The following is a 19,681-nucleotide window of genomic DNA, read 5'->3' as shown; positions in this document are numbered from 1 at the left end:
TTACCCTGATAAGCAGCAAACCTCCCGATCATGGGAGGTTTGCTGCTTTGTTTATTTCATTACTTTTCGAACCAGCTTCACTTTATTGCCATAAGGAGGATACACGATTCCGAGGTCGATCCGTGTGCCTCGCTTGACGATGCTTTTACGATGGGAGAAGACCTCAAAGCTATACTTCCCGTGATAACCCCCGATTCCAGAGTTTCCTACTCCACCAAACGGAAGATAAGTGCTCGCCACATGTGAGATCGTATCATTGATACACCCTCCCCCGAATGAGACCCGGGACAGCACCTCTTGTTCTACACTCTTATCCTCCGTAAATAGGTATAGTGCCAGTGGCTTTGGATGTTCATTAATGCTCTGAATGGCCTCATCCAATTGATGATATTCCAATATTGGGAGGATCGGACCGAAGATCTCATCTTCCATAGCAGCATCCGTCCAAGTGGCAGGATAGATTAAAGTAGGCTCAATATAACGTTCTTCTGGCACGATGGTGCCGCCCATAATCACCTTGCTCTGATCACGCGCAATGAGGTCGGCAAGTCTTTGCAGCTGGCGATCATTCACGATCCGGCCGTAATCTGTATTAGGCTGTGCATCCTGACCGTAGAACTCAGTGATGTGATGTTTGATTTTGGTGATCAATTCTTTGGCAATATCCTTGTGGACCCATAGATAATCCGGTGCGATACAGGTTTGGCCCGCGTTCAGCAGCTTGCCCCAGACAATCCGTTTCGCTGCAACATCAAGATTAGCGGTCTTATCAACAATAACCGGACTTTTCCCGCCAAGCTCCAAGGTTACAGGCACTAAATTTTTCGCTGCCGCTTCCATTACGATTTTGCCGACAGGCACACTGCCCGTAAAGAAAATATAATCAAACTTGGCGTGGATCAGCAAATTAGTGGTCTCTTTTTCCCCTTGAATTACGCGGATATACTGCGGCTCGAAGGTCTCCTGAATAAGCTGCTCAACCACGGACGAGATGGCAGGTGTGCTCTCAGATGGCTTGAGGACAGCGCAGTTACCAGCGGCAATGGCGCCGATCAGGGGCTCAATTAGCAACTGAAATGGATAATTAAACGGGCCAATAATGAGCGTTGTGCCGTAAGGCTCACTTAAAATATAACTTTTTGCAGGAAATAAGTGCAGCGGCGATCGAACCTTTTTAGGCTTCGCCCAACGCTTAAGATGTTTCATCATGTAGCCGATACTGTCCAGCGTAAAGCCGATTTCTGTGGCATAGGCTTCGAACTCACCTTTTCCTAAATCCTGTTGTAGTGCGGTGATGATACGTCCTTCGTATTGTTTAATAATATTCTTAAGCTTGAGCAGCTGCTGGAGACGAAAAGAAACCTCTTTAGTTACGCCGCTATTAAAAAAATCCTTATGCTCTTCAAGCATTCCTTGAATGCCGTCAGCTGTATAGGTTGTCATTAATCTTTCCTCCATCCTTGTAAGAAGTTAGAGCATACGACTCTATGGGAGCCGGTAAAAAGCGAACGGCTCGCGATAACGGAAGGAATCACTGGCTTCATCCAGCTTGGCCGAAGTTTCTTCATTAAGTACAAGCGAGGTACTAAGCAAATTTTGTTCCAGCTGTTCCACACGTGTAGCCCCGACAATAACCGTCGAGACGGCAGGCCGATTCATAAGCCAAGCTAAGGAGAGCGCGGTAGATGAGGTTTCCATTTCCTCAGCAATTTGACTCACTTGGCTTCCGAGCTTGATCCGGTCAGCATCAAGGAATCTTTTGAAATTAGGATCGGTATCTGCTCTGGACCCCGATGGCGCTGAGTCGCTTGTATTATATTTGCCTGTGAGAATCCCACCAGCTAGTGGAAAGTATGGAATGATCCCTACACCTTGATCCAGGCAGAGCGAAAGGAGCTCATTCTCCGGTGTCCGGTCTGCTAAGGAGTAGCTGCACTGAATTGAAGTGTACTTGGTGAAGTTGCGTGCTTCACTAATCCCAATCGCCTTCATTAATTGCCATGCTGTATAGTTGGAGGCCCCGATATAACGGACTTTCCCCGAGGATACCATATCGTCCAAGGTTCGTAAGGTTTCTTCAAGCGGAGTATAGGGATCAAAGGTATGAATCTGGTATAGATCGATATAGTCCGTCTTAAGGCGGCGAAGGCTATCTTCAAGCTCCTGCAGCAAATGGCGACGGGAGGAGCCGCTGCCGTTGGGACCCTCATTTTTAACTAAACCTGCTTTAGTTGCTAGAACAGTCTCATGTCTCCTACCTTCCAAGGCCAGACCGATGATTCGCTCGGATTCTGAGCCAGCGTAAATATTAGCAGTGTCTATGAAATTAATTCCCTGATCAAGCGCAGCATGTACAATCTGAATGGAGGTCTCTTGATCCGCACGTTTGCCGAAAGCGTTCGTTCCCAGTCCTAATGCGGATACCTGTAATCCGCTATTTCCTAATCTCTTAAAGTTCATCCTCAGCACTCCTTATCGTCTATTAATTTATCCATTCATTTTTGAGTAAAAAGATCCAGCGCTGTCTCAATGAAGAGCTTTACAGCAATTGAAGTGTCGGCAAGCGAGCTGACCGCAATTTGGATATCTCTATAAGCATCCGGCTGCAGCTCACGGGTAACCACATTTGGAGGCAGAGATAACAAGGACAGCTCAGACATCACGCCGATCGCCAGTCCCTCCTGAACCATATTAAGAGCTGTTGCAAAGTTATTAACCACATATTTCACATTCAGATGGCTATTACTTCTGCGGAATAGCTCTACAACGGGCGGTTCATATCCTGCTTTGCAAATCAACATGGGCTCGTTCGCTAATTCCTGCACACATACAATGGATCGCTTTTGCAGGGGATGGTCATCTCTAAAAACGGCAAACAATTTCTCTCTATATAATGGAATGGTTTCGAATTCTGCACTGGGAGCGAGCAATAAGCCAACATCAATTTCTTTTGAATCCAGCCATTCTCTGACTTCAGCGATAGAACCCTCCTGTAAGCTAATTGTAATATTTGGATATTTTTTAGTGATAGAGCTAATAATCTTCGGTAGAAAATGAGCCGCTGCCACAGGGAAAGCTCCAATGCGGATACTTCCTTTTTCAAGACCTCTCTCCGCGTAAATCTCCTGATTGACCTTATCAAAGCCCATTAGAATTTCACGGAAAATAACAAGAATACGTTTGCCGATATCCGTAAGCATCAGGCCATTACGCCGGTCTCGAAGCAAGAGCTTTACGTCTAATTCGGCTTCGAGGGACGAGATCGCCCGGCTGACCGCAGGCTGTGTCATATTCAGTTCTACACCAGCTTTAGTAAAGCTGCCGCTTTCGGCGATTTTGACGAATAAACGAATTTGAGTATTGTTCATAACAAATATGATATGCCCCTTATGATTATTATTCATTTCATTTATGCTCTTGTTTATTGTATCATTTGTGATGAATCTACACCAAGGAAGTGAACAAATGAATCAGCAGAAGAAAAGTATGATCCTTCTTATTTTTTTGGTGATTGTATGGGGCATTAATTGGCCTATATCCAAAATCGCCTTAGACTATGCTCCACCTCTATTATTTGCAGGTATTCGAACCGTCGTAGGCGGTATTATTCTGATTCTAATTGCACTGCCCAAGGTGAAGGAGCTTCGCTTCAAGCAGCTCTGGCCGATCTATCTGATCTCGGCGGTACTTAGTATTGTGTTCTATTATGGATTTCAGACGATTGGCTTGCAGTATGTTCCGGCGGGATTGTTCTCATCGATTGTATTTTTGCAGCCTGTATTGCTAGGTGTTTTTTCTTGGCTGTGGTTAGGTGAGAGCATGTACGGGCTTAAAATGGCTGGTTTGCTGCTTGGCTTTCTCGGGGTAGCCTCTCTTAGTATCGGCGGAATTAATGGGAGTATCTCCATATGGGGAATTGTGTTGGCTTTAGCCAGTGCCTTAAGCTGGGCATTAGGAACAATATATATGAAACGGAATGCTGTACGTGTGGATATGCTGTGGATGACGGCTATGCAAATCACGATCGGTGGCATCATTCTGCTACTTTCGGGATCAGCTACGGAGAAATGGTCGGATATCACCTGGAGTGGAACCTTTATTGTGGATACCTTGTTTATCGCAATCTTTGTTATTGCTCTGGGCTGGCTAATTTATTTCAAGCTGATTAACGAAGGAGAAGCAGGAAAAGTAGGTTCATTCACCTTCTTGATCCCCCTGATCTCGATAGCAACCAGCGTAGTTTTTTTGAAAGAGCAGATTACCATAAACCTTGTGATCGGATTATTGCTGATTGTCAGCAGTATTGTACTGGTAAATGTGAAGATAGGGCGTGCTGCCAAACAATCAGTCAGTTAAATTTGTTGGATGGTTGTAGTAACCAATCGTGCTAAAGGGCATTATGTCTAATAGGGATTGAACATAAAAAAAGGACACTCCCAAGCTTAGAGCTTCTGGGAGAGTCCTTTTTTAATTAAGCGTATAGCGCGTGTGATTTCAGCTGTTGAAGGCCGAGCTGCAACTACGTAAGTAGCAGAACTAGCACGTTCCACTTCTTCGAGTACCCGGTTTAAGTGACTGAAGAGCGCTCCTAGATCACGAACAGATGACAGTGAGCACCGTCCTTGCAGTTCAGAGAAGCTGGCCGCCTGCAAGTCGCGGGCACGATGCAGACAATCTGTAAGTGAACGTTGGCATTCAGCCTTGGATAAGGTCTTGGTACCATAAACAGCTATACAATCGGCTGTTGCCTCCAGCACTTCCAGCATCCAGTCAGAATTGGCATGATGTGCTGGCAGCAAGCAAATATCGTCGGCAATTTCTTTAACATAGGAATGAATGGTCTTTAGATGTGCTGTGGCTTGTATAAGTCCCTTTAGATCACCACGACACTGATAGTGAGCAATGGTATAGAACATTTCCTTCTGTTGTTGATTGCTGGCAGACAGCAGTTTACCTGCTTGCTCCAGCATATTATTATCCTTTGATGAATCTCTTCTTATGCCTACGAGACCTTTTAAAGCATCCGAAAGTAGAAGGCTTCCATCGAGTGCCAATGCTTTTACCTTGACGAACCTGTTCGGTGGAACGATAATCATATTGATGATCAAGGCAATGAGCACACCAATAAAGGTTTCGGCGACTCTCCACAGCACGTAATCATTGTGATAAAAGGTAAGGGCCAGAACCGAGGTTACCCCCACCTGCGAAACCGCTTGGATATTCATCCGACAGGCTGTGGCAATTCCAATCCCGATGAGCAGAATTAGCAGAATGGAAAATGCACCTACATCGAAGAATTGGCCTACAATCAGGCTGACAATTCCGCCGATAATAATGCCGATTAGGCGGTAGATTCCTTTTTCAAGTGAAGCCTTCACACTGGCTTGAGTAATTAGAATGGCTGCAAGCGGTGCAAAGTATAAATATTGGTCACCATATAAACTGTGTACGGCTACCCAGGATAGTGATGCGGCAAGCGTAATTCGTATCATGTAAAGCGAGAATCCATATTTTTCAAGGCGGTCTAGTAACCCCTCGTTCATTATCATTCATCTTCTTTCGCAAAAATAAGAAAACCACACTGGCTTTTCAGTTCGTTTTCATTATAGCACCTCAAAAAGGGCAGGGAAGACTGGACTTTTTACAAACTTGTTAAGTTTATGCTTAGCATTTAACAATGTAAGCTATCGCATATAATGGTACAATCTAATATGCTATATCTATTGGAGCGTCGAAGGAGAGGGAAAATTGTCGCTTATTAGCGCTGAGCATACTCATTTCGATTGTTCTCCGCAAGATGCGGGTAAAATAGTATTGTATTACTAAGGTAAGGGAGGTTGTTAGCTATAGCTATTCAGGAAGGTACCATCATTTCATTTGAAGAAGTTACTAAGCAATATGACGACGAAGATCCGGTGTTAAAAGGAGTCAGCTTTGAGATAGAGCGCGGCAAATTCTATACACTACTTGGTCCATCTGGCTGTGGTAAAACGACTATTCTTCGATTGATCGCCGGGTTCGCTGAGCCAACGAGCGGTTCTATTTATTTAAATGGAAAAGTAATTAACCACATTCCCGCCAATGAGCGGCAGGTCAATACGGTATTTCAGGATTACGCATTGTTTCCACACCTGAACGTATTCGAGAATGTGGCTTTCGGACTGCGCATTAAGAAGCTTAAGAAGGATGTTATCACGAAGAAGGTGCAGGAAGCGCTAAGCTTCGTTAACCTTGTGGGTTATGAGCAGCGTGCGATTAATGAAATGTCCGGCGGTCAGCGCCAGCGGGTTGCCATTGCCCGGGCGATTGTGAATGAGCCACAGGTTCTACTGCTGGACGAGCCTCTATCGGCGCTAGATCTCAAGCTGCGCACGGAGATGCAGTACATACTGCGGGAAATGCAGCAGCGGTTAGGCATTACCTTTATTTTTGTAACGCATGACCAGGAAGAGGCACTCGCGATGTCCGACTGGATTTTTGTCATGAATAAAGGAAAAATCGAGCAAAGCGGCACCCCTAACGATATTTATGATGAGCCGATTAACCGTTTTGTGGCGGATTTTATTGGCGAATCGAACATTGTGCCGGGAGTTATGATCGAGGATTATCTGGTGGAGTTTAACGGCCGCCGCTTCGAATGTTTCGATGCCGGGCTCAAACCGAATGAATCCGTAGAGATTGTTATTCGTCCTGAGGATTTGGAAATTTCTACGCTGGAACAGGGTAAACTACGTGTGCGGGTTGATTCCCAGCTATTCCGGGGCGTGCATTATGAAATCAGCTGTTATGATGAATCCGGGCATGAATGGCTTGTGCATTCTACACGTAAGGCGACTGTAGGCAGTGAAATTGGCCTTTATTTTGATCCGGAAGCGATTCATGTTATGCGTTTCGGTGAAACGGAGGAAGAATTCGACAGACGTCTGGAAGCTTATGGCGAGGTGGAGAGTCATGAAGAATAAGGGCAAATCGTACTATCTCATCCCTTATTACCTCTGGATCGCATTGTTTGTAATTGCACCGGTAGTGCTTGTCATCTATTATTCGTTATTTGATTTGGATGGCCATATTACTCTGGATAATTACGTCAGTTTCTTCACCCCTGTATATTTAAAAATGACGCTGACCTCGTTCTGGTACGCGTTTCTGATTACAGCATTCTCTTTGTTGGTTGCCTATCCGGCGGCTTATCTGTTGACGAGAACCAAACATAAGCAGCTGTGGTTATTGCTGATTATTTTGCCGACATGGATTAATTTGCTGCTAAAAACCTACGCTTTTATAGGGATATTCGGTACATTTGGTCCGATTAATAATTTCTTTGATCTGCTTGGAATCGGAGAACAGCAAATTTTGTTTACGGGCTTCAGTTTTGTATTTGTATCTGTCTATATTTTTATTCCGTTTATGATCCTGCCGATATACAGCGCTTTGGAGGATTTGAATTTATCCTTGCTGGATGCGGCACGTGATTTAGGGGCTTCGGGCTGGACCACGTTTAGACGTGTTATTTTTCCGCTGACCATTTCGGGAGTACGCTCAGGCTGTATGGCAGTATTCATACCTGCGCTGTCCCTGTTTATGATCACCCGTCTGATTGCAGGCAACAGGGTCATTACGCTGGGCACCGCAATCGAGCAGCATTTCCTGGTCACTCAGGACTGGGGCATGGGTTCTACAGTTGCAGTGTTTCTGATTGCCATTATGGCGCTGTTTATGATTATCACAGGCGGATCGCGGAAAGGGGCGCGGAATGAGAAATAAAAATGGATTCTCTAACCTCTACCTAGTTCTGGTGTTCATTGTTCTGTATGCTCCTATCTTCTATTTAATGTATTATTCGTTCAACAGTGGGGGGACGATGCATAAGTTCGAGGGCTTCACGCTGGATTACTACCGTGAGGTGGTCCAAGATAAGCGCCTGATCATCATCGTAATCAATACGCTTGTGATCGCGCTGCTATCCTCGGCTATTGCGACCCTTATCGCTATTATTGGTGCGCTGGCCATTAAAAGTGTGCAGAATCGCCGCGCCAAGAACACCTTGCTGTCTCTGAATAACGTGCTGATCGTCAGTCCAGATGTCATTATTGGTGCTTCGTTCCTTATCCTGTTCACCATTGCTGGCATCAAGCTGGGTTTCGCATCTGTTCTGCTCTCACACGTTGCATTCAGTGTGCCGATTGCCGTATTGATGATTTTGCCGCATCTACAGGAAATGAGCCCTACATTAACGGATGCAGCCCGTGATCTTGGGGCAAGCCGTAAGGATGTGCTGACTAAAGTAATTTTGCCGATTATTAAACCAGGGATATTCAGCGGATTTTTTATGGCGCTTACGTATTCACTGGATGACTTTGCGGTTACGTTCTTCGTAACAGGCAACGGTTATTCGACGTTATCGGTTGAGATATACTCTAGAGCCCGGCAAGGGGTGTCGCTATCGATTAATGCGCTGTCGACGCTGATCTTCCTGTTCACCATTCTGCTCGTGGTGGGTTATTACTTCCTGACCCTTAAGAAAAATCGCCATAACACAGCAGAAGCTGTGGCGGAGCCTGTTGCAGAAGCGGGGGTGCCTAGATGAAACAGCTGATAAATGCTTTTCTGGCGATCCTTATCACGGCATTTGCGCTCATGTACTTGGGCTCTTGGATGAATTCGAGAGAGGGTTATTCAGGTGGGAACACACTGACTATCTATAACTGGGGCGACTATGTTGATCCCGATCTATTGAAGGAATTTGAAAAAGAGACCGGCTTAACAGTCATTTATCAAACCTTCGATTCCAATGAAGCTATGTTGACCAAGGTTGAGCAGGGTGGAACTACCTTTGATGTTGTAATCCCTTCGGATTATGCCATTGCTAAGATGAAAGAAGAAGATCTGCTCATTCCGCTGGATCATAGCAAGATTTCGAATCTAAAGAATATTGATTCACGCTTTATGGACCTCTCGTTTGATCCGGGTAACAAATATTCTGTGCCTTATTTCTGGGGGACCGTCGGGATTATTTTCAATCCGGAAATGACCAAGGGCATGGACTTCACCAGCTGGGATTCTCTCTGGGACAGCAGACTGCATAATAACATCTTCCTGGTAGACGGAGCCCGTGAAGTGATGGGCATGGCTTTGAACAGCCTGCATTATTCCGTTAATGACAAGGAAGAGGCACATCTGCAGGAAGCACTGACCAAGCTCAACAAGTTGTCTCCTAATGTGAAGGCGATTGTCGGTGATGAGATCAAGATGCTGCTGGCAAATGAAGAAGCTGCGGTTGGGATTGTCTGGTCCGGCGATGCTTCCGAGATCATGGACGAGAATGATAAGCTGGATTATGTAGTGCCGGAAGAAGGCTCGAACAAGTGGTTTGATAACATGGTTATCCCTCGGACAGCGAAAAATGTGGATGGAGCGCATCAGTTCATCAACTTCATGCTCCGCCCAGACGTTGCTGCTAAGAATGCAGAATATGTAGGTTATTCCACGCCTAACATTCCTGCGCTGGAGCTGCTTCCTGAGGAAACTTCTGAGGATACCCGTTTCTATCCACCTGCTGAAATTACGGACCGGCTTGAAGTATACGATAACCTTGGCAAACGGATGCTCGCTCATTATAATGAGTTGTTCCTAATGTTTAAGATGAATAAGAAGTAAGCTGACTAAAGCTAAAGCGAAACGACATTAAGAGCGTCTACATACGGGTAACCGTGTTAGGCGCTCTTTTTCGGTTTGATCATCGTGTAACCTCAAGACAACAGACAGTTTAGCCGAAAGTATAATATAGTATAATAGTAAGAATGGACAACAGGAAAAGAGGAAACGAATGCCTACTATACTGGTTGCTGACGACGATGCGAACATTCGCGAACTTGTCTGTTTATTTCTCCGCAACGACGGATTCGAAACAGTTGAAGCTGTGGATGGCAAGGAAGCGCTCGCCGTATATGCTGGAACACATGTCGATCTTGTCGTGCTGGATATTATGATGCCAAATATGGATGGTTGGATGCTTTGTAAGGAGCTCCGCAGAGCTAATCCTGATCTTCCATTACTTATATTGACTGCCAGAGGAGAAACCTGGGAGAAAGTGAAGGGCTTCGAATTAGGCACGGACGATTATTTAACTAAACCTTTCGATCCGTTAGAGCTGACGGTTCGTGTTAGGTCATTGCTGAAACGATATCGGATTGGCTCCACGCAGATGATCCAAATTGGCAATGTCATCCTTGATCGGCAGACCTATAAGGTGATGAAAGGTACGGAGTCATTTGCCTTACCCCTTAAGGAGTTCGAGTTGCTGTACAAGCTTGCTGGAACCCCTGGACAAGTCTATACGCGCGAGCAGTTGATCGATCAAATTTGGGGAATTGATTATGCTGGAGATGATCGGACGATTGACGTGCATATTAAACGCCTGCGTGAACGGTTTGCGACTACCCCTGATTTTCGTATTGAGACGGTGCGTGGACTTGGCTACAGGCTTGAGGTGCATGAATGATCAGATCTATATATACACGCGTTGTCCTGACCTTCCTAGCCTCCGTAATCGGGGGCACAATCATTGCTTTGTTTGTGGCAACTTGGGTATTCGAAGATAAACTGAACGAGAACACGCGAATTCCCTTATTGCATTTTGGGCAGGATATTGTCAGGGTTTACGAGACCTTCCCATTTCGTGAAGCCAACTCTTTCGTAAGTGGAATGAAGCAGCTTGATTCCTACCACATCCGAATTTTCGATGAAGCGGGTAAATTCCAATCTTACGGAACGCTTAATGGGCACAAGCCGGTCCCTGTAACTATGGAAGAAATAAAAAAAGTTCTCGCAGGAGAAGTATATCAACCTCATAACAGGAATATTTCTGCGCTTCTCCTAGGCTTACAACTGAGAACGGAAGACGGCACCAAAGCGATGTTTGTGGAGACGCTTAATCCCCCTTCCGTCACTGCCAGAAGGAACTTGGTATTAAATTTCTTGCTCTATTCATTGATAGCTGGAAGCCTCTTGATTCTGGTAGCTGCAATGTTCTTAGTCAGACCGATCAAGAAGCTAACCAAAGCGACCAGAAGAATAGCAGCTGGTGATTTTAACGTCGAGCTGAATATTAAGCAAACCGGTGAGCTAGGTACCTTGGCTCGCAGCTTTGAAGAAATGATGCACGATCTGCAGCAGCTTGAGCAGATGCGTAAGGAGTTTGTATCCAATGTGTCGCATGAGGTCCAGTCTCCGCTCACCTCAATATCTGGGTATGCGATTGCGCTCAAGCGAGTAGATCTTGCAGAACAAGAGCGAAATCGTTATCTGGATATTATTATCGCTGAAGCAGAACGGATGTCTAAAATGAGTGACAGCCTGCTGAAGCTGAGTTTATTAGAATCGCAGTCCCAGCAGCTACGGCTAACTACATTCAATCTGGACGAACAGATAAGAAGAGTAATCGTAGCGATTCAGCCGCAATGGTCAGCTCGTAACATCAGCTTCGACCTTGATCTGAAGCCTATTATCCTACTGGCTGATTATGACCTGTTAAGTCAGGTATGGACCAATCTCCTTGGTAACAGCATTAAGTTCTCTAAGGATAACAGTGTAATTAACGTCAGCCTCAAACAAGATATCAACAACGTGACCGTTCGGATAACAGACACTGGCATCGGGATTTCACTTGAGGATCAGCAACGTATATTTGAACGGTTCTTTAAGGCTGATCGATCCCACAGCCGTAAATATGGTGGCAGCGGGATGGGACTTGCCATTGTTAAACAGATCGTAACGCTTCATAAAGGGGATATCCGCGTGGAAAGCGAACCCGGCCAAGGAACGACCATCGTTGTCACCCTCCCAATTATAGCGCCGACAGAGTAATTAGCTTCCAGGCGGTGCCTTGCGAGGGCTTGAATGCATCCCGAATTTTTCATGCTACAGCAGTACAGGCAAGTTTTCTTGTCTTGTGCTGCCGTAGCATTTTTTTTACCTGTTCATTTTCAGTTCATATTGTCGTCATGAGGGGTACATCTTTGTTAGTTATGATCTCATTAGCGAAACGTTAAGGGAACTTAATAAACAGATTAAAGACAGGAGAAGATGAGGGTGACACAACAAGAGGACAAAAAAACGGGGAATGGACAGAAAAAACATAAACTGCGTAACCTGTTGCTCAAAATATTAGGAGCAATAGTGATCGTGGTCGTACTTTTTCTAGCCGTTGTCTATACAGTTAATGTGATCAGCAACAAAACAGATCAGAAAAAAATACAGCACTATGGTCAGTTAGTCCCTGTTGACGGGAAAAATATGAATGTTTTGATTCAAGGAGAAGGTAAACAGACGATCGTGCTCATACCAGGCTTTGGAACAGGAGCGCCAGCGCTTGATTTCAAGCCGTTGATTGATGAGTTATCACCATTCTACAAAGTGGTGGCGGTTGAACCGTTTGGGTATGGACTCAGTGATGAAACGAAAAAAGAACGAACTACAGAGAATATCGTTAATGAAATTCATGAAGCCGTTCAGAATCTTAACATTGATCAATACATTCTAATGGGCCACTCGATTGGAGGTATTTACGGATTGGAATATGCGAAGAAATATCCAAACGAAGTGAGTGCTTTTGTGGGTATTGATAGTAGTGTTCCGGAGCAAGGCGGTATGGATGTTAAATTCCCAATTAAAAAATTAAAGCTGCTTAAAGATTCAGGGATTATAAGATTGGGCTTGCAATTAAGCGGTGACCCTTATGATGGACTGCCATTTGATGATGAAACCAAAAAACAAATGAAATTGATTTCGCTTAAAAATATGAACAATTCCACTACCTTAAATGAAATGGAACATATTTATCCTAACTTTGTTGCCTCCAGAGGCTTAACATTTGACAAGAATCTTCCCATTATCTTCTTTATACAAGCGAATAATACTACCGTGAAAGACTGGATTCCTCTACATGAAGGGCAAGTCAAGGATTCTGTGCATGGAAAAGTAATGACATTTGAAGGCGGACATTACTTACATCATTCAAAATCCAAAGAAATCGTAGAGAACCTAAGGGTATTCATGGAGGAAGTTAAATAAAAAGAAGAAAACGCTCCGAACTCCTCATATGAGGGGGCGGGGCGTTTTTTTGGTTGTGATCGAAGATTATTTGATGCCGATTCTCATTCGGTAGCTGATCAGAACCTCTAATGTTCTGCCTTTAAAATGCTGTTCAACTGCGGCGGTGTAATCTGCGATGTCTTGCTCAAGCAAGGTAGCGTCTAGTTTCATTACGGTTTGCACTCCCCCTTGACTTAGGGTTAAACCAATATATCGCTGGGCATCGCAGGACTCTAGGTTGTGGAATACGATTTCTCTGGCAAAAGAGAAGGCCCCACTAGCTTTGATCCGTGACAAATGACCTTCTTTGTCCCATTTATGTGCTCTCTCCTCATTAGGTAAAAGCGAAGCCAGCAATTCTTCTGTTTTGGAGATCAGCTGGTTGTATCGTTCTTCTACATTTTGCTGAAGAGATAAAGGCCAATCGCAATCGTAGGCGGCAAAGACTCCGCCTTTTTTTAAGACCCGGGAGATTTCTTGCAGTGTACTTTCAGGATCCATCCAGTGGAATGATTGCGAGCAGGTAACTATGTCTACACTATCTGATGCAAGCGGAAGCTGGTTAGAGTAGCCTTGCACAAAAGTAATTGATTGGGGTGCTTCTAATCTGCTAAGTTTATCGATTGCTTTTCCCAACATATCTGGATTGGGTTCGATACCGATTACGCGTTCTGCGACATCGTTCCAGAGAAAAGTAGACAAACCCGTACCGCAGCCTATATCTGCGACGAGTGAAGGGGTGGTACCTAGGTAATCTGTTAGCAATTTGATAATCATCTCAGGGGCTTCGGGACGGTAGCGGTCATATTCATTTTGAAAGCCCAAAAAGCGGTCGATGTTTTGTTTGCTGTTTTTTTCAGGTATCATGTGATCCTCCCTCATAGATCATGTTTATAGGTCTATTGTATAATCACTGGTTCGATAAGCCAAATAATGTCTGGCTGGAAGGTTACGTAGAATAAATAAAATCCCCGGAGAACACCTTATAGGTGTGGCCGGGGATTGTTAAACTATCTGGTAAATGCTAACGAAGCAGTGCTGGATCGATTGCAGGCACAAGTCCTTCTGCCGCAGCACGATTAAGCAGGGCAGAGATTGCGGCATAGCCGTCCTCACCCAGATTCATCGAGAAGTCATTCACGTAGAGATCGATGTGGGATTTAGCCACTTCAGGAGCCAACTCTTGAGCATGGCTAAGCACATAGTCTCTGGAATCCGTTGGATGATCCCACGCATACTGAAGAGAGCTGCGAATCCAGCCGGTGATAGCATCGGCATCTAAATCACGGCGGGCAATGATAGCGCCGAGAGGAATGGGCAGTCCGGTATCGCTTTCCCACCAGCTGCCTAGATCAGTCAGCATATTAAGACCATAAGAGGCGTAAGTGAAGCGGGCTTCGTGAATTACCAGCCCTGCATCGATATGGCCATCCCGCACGGCAGGCATAATCTCATCGAAAGGCATTACGACTATTTCGCCGATGCCTCCAGTTACATTTTGTGCTGCCCATAATCGGAAAAGCAAATAAGCCGTAGAGCGTTCGCTAGGTACAGCAATCCGGCGTCCGGCTAGCTTTTCTGGGCGTTTGACCGCATGGGGTCCACTTGCTGTAAGCAGCAGCGGGCCGCAGCCGCGTCCTAAAGCACCGCCGCATGGCAGCAGTTTGTACCGCTCCAGAACCCAAGGCAGAGCAGCGTAGGAGATTTTGAGGACTTCTGGTCCTTCTCCGTCAGCAGCCAGCGTATTGGTAATATCAATGTCGGCATAGGTTACATTCAGCTTAGGTGCATTCGGGACAAGCCCGTGCGCCCAGGCATGAAATACAAAGGTATCGTTAGGGCAAGGGGAAAAAGCGATATTAAGCTCAGTTGTCATTACAGCACCTCCAGTAATATAGCGGCTGCCGCCGTTAATGCTTCCATTGCATCACCGATCTTCCAAGCGGCCCGGTCGCGGGGACCGACCGGGTTCGAGATGGCGCGGAGCTCCAGTACCGGGAGCCCCAGCGCCTGAGCGGCCACGGCAACTCCGTGGCCTTCCATCGCTTCCGCGACGGCATGGGGATGCCGCGCGAGATGGGCGGCGGCCGTCTCCGCGGTGCCGGTCGCCGTCGAGACCGTAAGCACGGTGCCCGTGCTTACGGGTAACCCGGCCGCAGCCAGCGCGGCCGAAACCGCTTGCACCGTGCCGCGGTCAGCCGGCACGGACACGCTGCCGAAGCCGAGCTCGGCAGCGCTGCGGAAGCCCTCCGGCGTCTCGGCCCCGAGGTCGGCGGCAATCATCTCGCTGGCTACAACCAGCGAGCCTAAAGGCGCCAGCCCCGGGAATCCGCCGCCGATCCCGACGCTCAATACGCAGCCGTAAGAACCGGCTGCGAGTGCCGCGGCGGTTCCCGCCGCCGCCGCTGCCGGCCCTGCGCCGGCAGCGATAACATGGAACCTGTCGCTGCCTTGCAGGCCGCGCAGGACCGCGTCACGCTCCGCGTCTACGGCTGTCACGATCAGCACGCGTCGTGCACCAGCCTGCCCCTCCATAGCTTCTTCGGTAGGGGTTGGATTGAACGAACTCATCAGGTCGCCTCCTTTAGGGTATTGAAATCGCTTACTAAAGAGTCATTCGTAAAGACAAGAATACGCCCTTTTATAGGTCAGGTCAAACTTGGGGTGATTTTTATCACTCCCTGTAAAGTGTCATAGGAAAACTTACCGGTCTCTAGACGGAAGTAACTTTTTTAGCGATGAGGTTGACAAGGAGGATGGGAAGTCGTATAGTTATCTTAACTTAAAGATATTTAATGTAAAGACAAATAAATGGATTGAATACAAGTTTGATTGAAGTGGAGGTGGAATTGATGAGTGATAAACAAGTAAATCTGCGTAATACAGAGAGTGCACCTGACGAAGAACAAGCCGCCTCACTGAAATTGTTTGTAGTCTTATCTAAGGCTTATAAGAGCCTAATGGATCATGCGGTGAAGGATATGAAGAGTTATGGCTTGGCTTCGGCTGAATTCATGGTGCTTGAAGTACTTTACCATAGAACGCGGATTCCGCTGCAACAGATCGGGGAGAAAATTCTCGTTACGAGCGGAAGCATTACCTATAATATCGACAAGTTGGAGAAAAAGGGACTGCTGAAACGTGTACCCTGTAGCGAGGATCGCCGCGTTACTTATGCGGAGATTACGGATGCAGGTCGTGAACTGTTTGATGAGATTTTCCCTCGTCATGTAGCCTCAATTCATGATTTGATGGGTGGATTAGATAAGGAAGAGAAAGTCCAGGCTATCGAATTAATGAAAAAGCTTGGCAAAGGTGTATAGGCGCTGCGAACATGACGAATAACTAGGCGCTTCTATAAGGTTGGAAGTAGTTCGGCTCCATCCTCATTCTCCCAACTCCAGTAAGTATAAGTGAAACCCTGCTTTTTTGGGTATATCACTAATAAGATATTTAACTTAACGAAGCCAGGTAGCCATTTACTTAAGATTACCTGATATTTCGACTGGGGGCTTGGCCATGAAATGGCAGGGAAGAAGAGGGAGTTCGAACGTGGAGGACCGCAGAGGCATGAGCGGTGGTGGCAAGATGATTGGTGGCGGAATCGGAGGAATTATCCTTGTCCTGGTCATCACATTACTCAGTGGAGGCAATGCCGGGGATATCCTGGGAAGTTTGACTTCCACAGGCTCCAGTTCAACGGCCCCTTATGAACAGACCGCAGAGGAGCAAGAGCTTGCGGAGTTTGTATCGGTAGTTCTTGCCGACACAGAGGAGGTTTGGGGTGAGATTTTTCAGCAGCAGGGAATGACCTATACGGACCCCACCTTAGTGCTATACAGTGGGAGTGTAGACTCTGCTTGCGGAACAGCCACCTCGGCAGTTGGTCCCTTCTACTGTCCGGGCGACGCCAAACTATATATTGATCTGAGCTTTTATGATGAGTTGCAGCAACGCTTCCACGCGCCGGGCGACTTCGCCATGGCTTATGTCATTGCCCATGAGGTTGGACATCATGTACAGACATTACTAGGCACCTCGAAACAGCTCGATTCCCTTCGCCAGACGTTGAGTGAGAAGGAGTACAACAAATATCAGGTTCGTTTTGAGCTGCAGGCTGATTATTTGGCCGGTGTCTGGGCCAATCATGCTCAGGGTATGAATCTGCTGGAGGAAGGCGACTTAGAGGAAGCTCTGGCAGCTGCAAGCGCCGTCGGAGATGATACGATTCAGAAGCAGGCTCAGGGCTATGCAGTGCCGGATAGTTTCACTCACGGTACCTCAGAGCAGAGAAAGCGCTGGTTCTACAAAGGTTTTAACTCGGGTACGATTAAGGGCGGCGATACGTTTAACGCCTCCGAGTTGTAGATAGAAGAGGGAAGAGGAGAGCAGCCCATAGGTTATTCCGGTTCGCCGGGCGCTCTTTTTTACCAAATATCTTAACATTAAGATAATTAAATCAAAGGAATAGGGGAAGGTAAAAATGATAAGTGTAGGACTGTTATTAATGAGATTGGTGATTGGGCTTGCTTTTATAGGACATGGCGCACAAAAGCTATTTGGATGGTTCGGAGGTTACGGTCCGAAGGGTACGGGAGGCTGGATGGAGTCCATCGGAATCAAACCGGGTGTGACTATGGCGATTTTAGCAGGGATTATGGAGCTGGTGGGCGGATTTATGTTCGCGGCCGGACTGTTAACGCCTGTTGCAGCGGTGTTGATCGCTGCCACGATGCTGGGGGCAATCGTTAAGGTTCATGCTCCAAATGGTTTCTGGTCCACTTCGAACGGGATTGAGTTTCCGCTCACGGTTTTGGTATTTGCGGTAGGTGTGGCGCTTACGGGACCAGGTTCGATTTCTCTAGATGCATTGTTTTTTAACTAAGAAGGGAGTTTATAATAATGACACTTCAAACTGCAGGAATACATCATATTACAGCTTTTGTCGGAGACGCTCAGCGCAATGTTGATTTCTACGCCGGGATTCTGGGCCTACGGCTCGTGAAAAAAACGATTAATTTTGATGCTCCAGAGGTCTATCATTTATACTTTGGGAATGAGCAGGGTGCGCCGGGAACGATTATTACATTTTTCCCTTCACCTGTAGGGCGTAGAGGCAGAATCGGCAGTGGTCAAGTTGGCGTAACGATCTACGCAGTGCCGGTCGGTGCTCTGCAATTCTGGGAACAACGCCTTGCTGAATACGGAATTTCGGTTACAAAAGGAAGTCGGATCTCTGAACCCTATTTATCTTTTGCTGATTACGACGGTCTGCGGATTGAACTGGTGGAACGTGAGGAAGGCCCGCTCAGTAAGTGGTCCTTTGGTGGGATTCCTACTAAATACGCGATCAAAGGTTTTGGCGGGGCTGTGCTATATAGCAGCAATCCGTTGCAAACAGCCGAGACACTTGTTCATACGCTGGGTATGGAACATATTGCTGACGGAGATGGATATACTCGCTATAGAACCAATGGGGAGCTAGGTAATATTATTGATTTGAAGACATCACCCGTTCCGCTCGGAGCGGGAGGTGCAGGGACAGTTCATCACATCGCGTGGCGGGCAAAGGATAATGCAGAGCAACTGGAATGGTCGCGCCATGTACAGAGTCATGGGCATAGACCTACACCCGTTCAAGACCGTCAGTATTTTAATGCGATCTATTTCCGTGAAAGAGGAGGAATCCTGTTCGAAATCGCTACAGATCCTCCAGGGTTTGCCCGTGATGAAGCCCCGGATGCGTTGGGTGAAAAGTTGATGCTGCCGTCCTGGTTTGAGCCGCATCGCGCGGCCATCGAAGAAAACTTAACGCCTATTCAAGTAAGAGAAATTGAGGTGAAGCAGGGATGATTCATGTATTCCGTAAAGGTAAAGATATAACTAAACCTACGTTAGTGTTGTTTCATGGTACAGGTGGTAATGAGCAGGATTTGCTGCCGCTGGCTGAGATGTTATCCCCAGATTCATCGGTGCTAGGTATACGGGGCAATGTGCTGGAGAATGGCATGCCACGATTCTTCCGTCGGCTGGCAGAAGGAGTGTTCGATGAAGCGGACTTAGTTTTCCGTACCCATGAGATTAAGCAATTTCTGGATGAAGCGGCAGAGAAATACGGGTTTGATGCCAACAATCTGGTAGCGGTTGGTTACTCTAACGGTGCAAACATTGCTGGTAGCCTTCTGTTTCATTATAAGGACATTTTCCGCGCGGCAGTGCTGTTGCATCCGATGGTGCCATTACGCAATGTGGAGCTTCCTTCTCTTGAAGGGGTGTCTATCTTTATTGGGGCAGGTACGAATGATCCGCTAATAACATCTACGGAAACTCAGGAGCTAGAGGGGATTCTGCAGAAAGCAGGCGCTGAGGTTACAACCCATTGGGGCAACCAAGGTCACCGCTTGAGTATGGCGGAAGCCGAAGCCGCCAAAGATTGGCTACAGGGGTTTAGTACATCTCAAAATGCATAAAACAATTAGGATAACCGCCTTTTGGCGGTTATTTTTAAGTTATTAGCCCCGAATGAGGCCTTATAAAAGGATTGATCATTTGAGTTCCTTTACGTTAGTATGAAGAATACAAAAAAAGG

At 46.5% G+C, this 19,681-nt stretch carries 20 protein-coding genes; 13 read left to right on the top strand and 7 right to left on the bottom strand.

The window, feature by feature from the left end:
- Positions 1-51: 51 nt before the first annotated feature.
- The 3 genes from MHI51_RS29295 to MHI51_RS29285 are packed head-to-tail and all read right to left on the bottom strand — an operon-like array spanning position 52 to position 3,404.
- On the bottom strand, positions 52-1,443 hold the full coding sequence (locus tag MHI51_RS29295) for an aldehyde dehydrogenase (protein WP_405173442.1): 1,392 nt from the start codon (positions 1,441-1,443) through the stop codon (positions 52-54).
- 42 nt (positions 1,444-1,485) lie between these two features.
- The gene (locus tag MHI51_RS29290) at positions 1,486-2,460 is read right to left on the bottom strand and encodes an aldo/keto reductase (RefSeq protein ID WP_405173441.1); all 975 of its coding nucleotides are present in this window, start codon (positions 2,458-2,460) and stop codon (positions 1,486-1,488) included.
- A gap of 35 nt (positions 2,461-2,495) precedes the next feature.
- Positions 2,496-3,404, bottom strand: coding sequence for a LysR family transcriptional regulator (locus tag MHI51_RS29285; protein ID WP_305954097.1), 909 nt, complete (start codon positions 3,402-3,404; stop codon positions 2,496-2,498).
- Positions 3,405-3,465: 61 nt separating this feature from the next.
- On the opposite strand from MHI51_RS29285, the gene MHI51_RS29280 reads away from it, so the two are divergent.
- On the top strand, positions 3,466-4,356 hold the full coding sequence (locus tag MHI51_RS29280) for a DMT family transporter (protein WP_076276263.1): 891 nt from the start codon (positions 3,466-3,468) through the stop codon (positions 4,354-4,356).
- A gap of 86 nt (positions 4,357-4,442) precedes the next feature.
- Here the strand turns inward: MHI51_RS29280 and MHI51_RS29275 are convergent, their stop codons facing one another.
- Entirely contained in the window at positions 4,443-5,543 is a 1,101-nt protein-coding gene (locus tag MHI51_RS29275) for an aromatic acid exporter family protein (RefSeq protein ID WP_052097383.1), read from the bottom strand.
- Between the two features lie 309 nt (positions 5,544-5,852).
- Here MHI51_RS29275 and MHI51_RS29270 point away from each other — a divergent pair, with 309 nt between their 5' ends.
- The 7 genes from MHI51_RS29270 to MHI51_RS29240 all read left to right on the top strand — a co-directional run bounded on the left by MHI51_RS29270 (position 5,853) and on the right by MHI51_RS29240 (position 13,071).
- The gene (locus MHI51_RS29270; protein WP_036682445.1) at positions 5,853-6,962 is read left to right on the top strand and encodes an ABC transporter ATP-binding protein; all 1,110 of its coding nucleotides are present in this window, start codon (positions 5,853-5,855) and stop codon (positions 6,960-6,962) included.
- Entirely contained in the window at positions 6,952-7,764 is an 813-nt protein-coding gene (locus MHI51_RS29265; protein WP_036682096.1) for an ABC transporter permease, read from the top strand. The genes MHI51_RS29270 and MHI51_RS29265 overlap by 11 nt, the downstream gene beginning before the upstream one ends.
- Positions 7,754-8,587 carry an ABC transporter permease gene (locus MHI51_RS29260; RefSeq protein WP_036682094.1) on the top strand — a complete coding sequence of 278 codons (834 nt, stop codon included), beginning with the start codon at positions 7,754-7,756 and terminating at the stop codon, positions 8,585-8,587. Before MHI51_RS29265 ends, MHI51_RS29260 begins: the two co-directional genes overlap by 11 nt.
- The gene (locus MHI51_RS29255) at positions 8,584-9,657 is read left to right on the top strand and encodes a PotD/PotF family extracellular solute-binding protein (RefSeq protein ID WP_038573734.1); all 1,074 of its coding nucleotides are present in this window, start codon (positions 8,584-8,586) and stop codon (positions 9,655-9,657) included. Before MHI51_RS29260 ends, MHI51_RS29255 begins: the two co-directional genes overlap by 4 nt.
- Positions 9,658-9,826: 169 nt before the next feature.
- On the top strand, positions 9,827-10,501 hold the full coding sequence (locus MHI51_RS29250) for a response regulator transcription factor (RefSeq protein ID WP_405173440.1): 675 nt from the start codon (positions 9,827-9,829) through the stop codon (positions 10,499-10,501).
- On the top strand, positions 10,498-11,865 hold the full coding sequence (locus MHI51_RS29245) for a sensor histidine kinase (RefSeq protein ID WP_405173439.1): 1,368 nt from the start codon (positions 10,498-10,500) through the stop codon (positions 11,863-11,865). The genes MHI51_RS29250 and MHI51_RS29245 overlap by 4 nt, the downstream gene beginning before the upstream one ends.
- Positions 11,866-12,090: 225 nt before the next feature.
- Positions 12,091-13,071, top strand: a complete 981-nt coding sequence (locus MHI51_RS29240; protein WP_076124054.1) for an alpha/beta fold hydrolase — start codon at positions 12,091-12,093, stop codon at positions 13,069-13,071.
- A 66-nt stretch (positions 13,072-13,137) separates the two neighbouring features.
- Here the strand turns inward: MHI51_RS29240 and MHI51_RS29235 are convergent, their stop codons facing one another.
- The 3 genes from MHI51_RS29235 to MHI51_RS29225 form a co-directional block, all read right to left on the bottom strand.
- On the bottom strand, positions 13,138-13,959 hold the full coding sequence (locus MHI51_RS29235; protein ID WP_076124053.1) for a class I SAM-dependent methyltransferase: 822 nt from the start codon (positions 13,957-13,959) through the stop codon (positions 13,138-13,140).
- A 157-nt stretch (positions 13,960-14,116) separates the two neighbouring features.
- Positions 14,117-14,968, bottom strand: coding sequence for a 1,4-dihydroxy-6-naphthoate synthase (locus tag MHI51_RS29230; RefSeq protein WP_076124051.1), 852 nt, complete (start codon positions 14,966-14,968; stop codon positions 14,117-14,119).
- Positions 14,968-15,663 (bottom strand): futalosine hydrolase, encoded by a 696-nt coding sequence (locus MHI51_RS29225; protein ID WP_081383981.1) that lies wholly within the window; start codon positions 15,661-15,663, stop codon positions 14,968-14,970. Before MHI51_RS29225 ends, MHI51_RS29230 begins: the two co-directional genes overlap by 1 nt.
- Positions 15,664-15,944: 281 nt before the next feature.
- On the opposite strand from MHI51_RS29225, the gene MHI51_RS29220 reads away from it, so the two are divergent.
- From MHI51_RS29220 to MHI51_RS29200, 5 genes are all read left to right on the top strand, one after another.
- Positions 15,945-16,415: a MarR family winged helix-turn-helix transcriptional regulator gene (locus MHI51_RS29220; RefSeq protein WP_036682080.1), complete on the top strand. Its 471-nt coding sequence runs from the start codon at positions 15,945-15,947 to the stop codon at positions 16,413-16,415.
- A gap of 196 nt (positions 16,416-16,611) precedes the next feature.
- Positions 16,612-17,460, top strand: a complete 849-nt coding sequence (locus MHI51_RS29215; RefSeq protein ID WP_076191707.1) for a neutral zinc metallopeptidase — start codon at positions 16,612-16,614, stop codon at positions 17,458-17,460.
- A 115-nt stretch (positions 17,461-17,575) separates the two neighbouring features.
- Complete coding sequence (locus MHI51_RS29210) at positions 17,576-17,977, top strand: DoxX family protein (protein ID WP_036682076.1); 402 nt, start codon at positions 17,576-17,578, stop codon at positions 17,975-17,977.
- Between the two features lie 17 nt (positions 17,978-17,994).
- Positions 17,995-18,945 carry a ring-cleaving dioxygenase gene (locus tag MHI51_RS29205; RefSeq protein ID WP_076179229.1) on the top strand — a complete coding sequence of 317 codons (951 nt, stop codon included), beginning with the start codon at positions 17,995-17,997 and terminating at the stop codon, positions 18,943-18,945.
- Entirely contained in the window at positions 18,942-19,562 is a 621-nt protein-coding gene (locus MHI51_RS29200) for an alpha/beta hydrolase (RefSeq protein WP_076124044.1), read from the top strand. Before MHI51_RS29205 ends, MHI51_RS29200 begins: the two co-directional genes overlap by 4 nt.
- The last annotated feature ends 119 nt before the right edge of the window (positions 19,563-19,681 follow it).

Source organism: Paenibacillus sp. FSL H8-0260 (assembly GCF_045040625.1).
Lineage (GTDB): Bacteria > Bacillota > Bacilli > Paenibacillales > Paenibacillaceae > Paenibacillus_AQ > Paenibacillus_AQ odorifer.
Note: the sequence above shows the minus strand (reverse complement) of the source record. Positions and strands in the feature narration are given on the sequence as shown.

Coding starts and splice junctions, on each gene's coding strand:
- MHI51_RS29295 (WP_405173442.1), bottom strand. CDS start 1,443: ATGACAACCTATACAGCTGACGGCATTCAAGGAATGCTTGAAGAGCAT.
- MHI51_RS29290 (WP_405173441.1), bottom strand. CDS start 2,460: ATGAACTTTAAGAGATTAGGAAATAGCGGATTACAGGTATCCGCATTA.
- MHI51_RS29285 (WP_305954097.1), bottom strand. CDS start 3,404: ATGAATAATAATCATAAGGGGCATATCATATTTGTTATGAACAATACT.
- MHI51_RS29280 (WP_076276263.1), top strand. CDS start 3,466: ATGAATCAGCAGAAGAAAAGTATGATCCTTCTTATTTTTTTGGTGATT.
- MHI51_RS29275 (WP_052097383.1), bottom strand. CDS start 5,543: ATGAACGAGGGGTTACTAGACCGCCTTGAAAAATATGGATTCTCGCTT.
- MHI51_RS29265 (WP_036682096.1), top strand. CDS start 6,952: ATGAAGAATAAGGGCAAATCGTACTATCTCATCCCTTATTACCTCTGG.
- MHI51_RS29260 (WP_036682094.1), top strand. CDS start 7,754: ATGAGAAATAAAAATGGATTCTCTAACCTCTACCTAGTTCTGGTGTTC.
- MHI51_RS29255 (WP_038573734.1), top strand. CDS start 8,584: ATGAAACAGCTGATAAATGCTTTTCTGGCGATCCTTATCACGGCATTT.
- MHI51_RS29250 (WP_405173440.1), top strand. CDS start 9,827: ATGCCTACTATACTGGTTGCTGACGACGATGCGAACATTCGCGAACTT.
- MHI51_RS29245 (WP_405173439.1), top strand. CDS start 10,498: ATGATCAGATCTATATATACACGCGTTGTCCTGACCTTCCTAGCCTCC.
- MHI51_RS29235 (WP_076124053.1), bottom strand. CDS start 13,959: ATGATACCTGAAAAAAACAGCAAACAAAACATCGACCGCTTTTTGGGC.
- MHI51_RS29230 (WP_076124051.1), bottom strand. CDS start 14,968: ATGACAACTGAGCTTAATATCGCTTTTTCCCCTTGCCCTAACGATACC.
- MHI51_RS29225 (WP_081383981.1), bottom strand. CDS start 15,663: ATGAGTTCGTTCAATCCAACCCCTACCGAAGAAGCTATGGAGGGGCAG.
- MHI51_RS29220 (WP_036682080.1), top strand. CDS start 15,945: ATGAGTGATAAACAAGTAAATCTGCGTAATACAGAGAGTGCACCTGAC.
- MHI51_RS29215 (WP_076191707.1), top strand. CDS start 16,612: ATGAAATGGCAGGGAAGAAGAGGGAGTTCGAACGTGGAGGACCGCAGA.
- MHI51_RS29210 (WP_036682076.1), top strand. CDS start 17,576: ATGATAAGTGTAGGACTGTTATTAATGAGATTGGTGATTGGGCTTGCT.
- MHI51_RS29205 (WP_076179229.1), top strand. CDS start 17,995: ATGACACTTCAAACTGCAGGAATACATCATATTACAGCTTTTGTCGGA.
- MHI51_RS29200 (WP_076124044.1), top strand. CDS start 18,942: ATGATTCATGTATTCCGTAAAGGTAAAGATATAACTAAACCTACGTTA.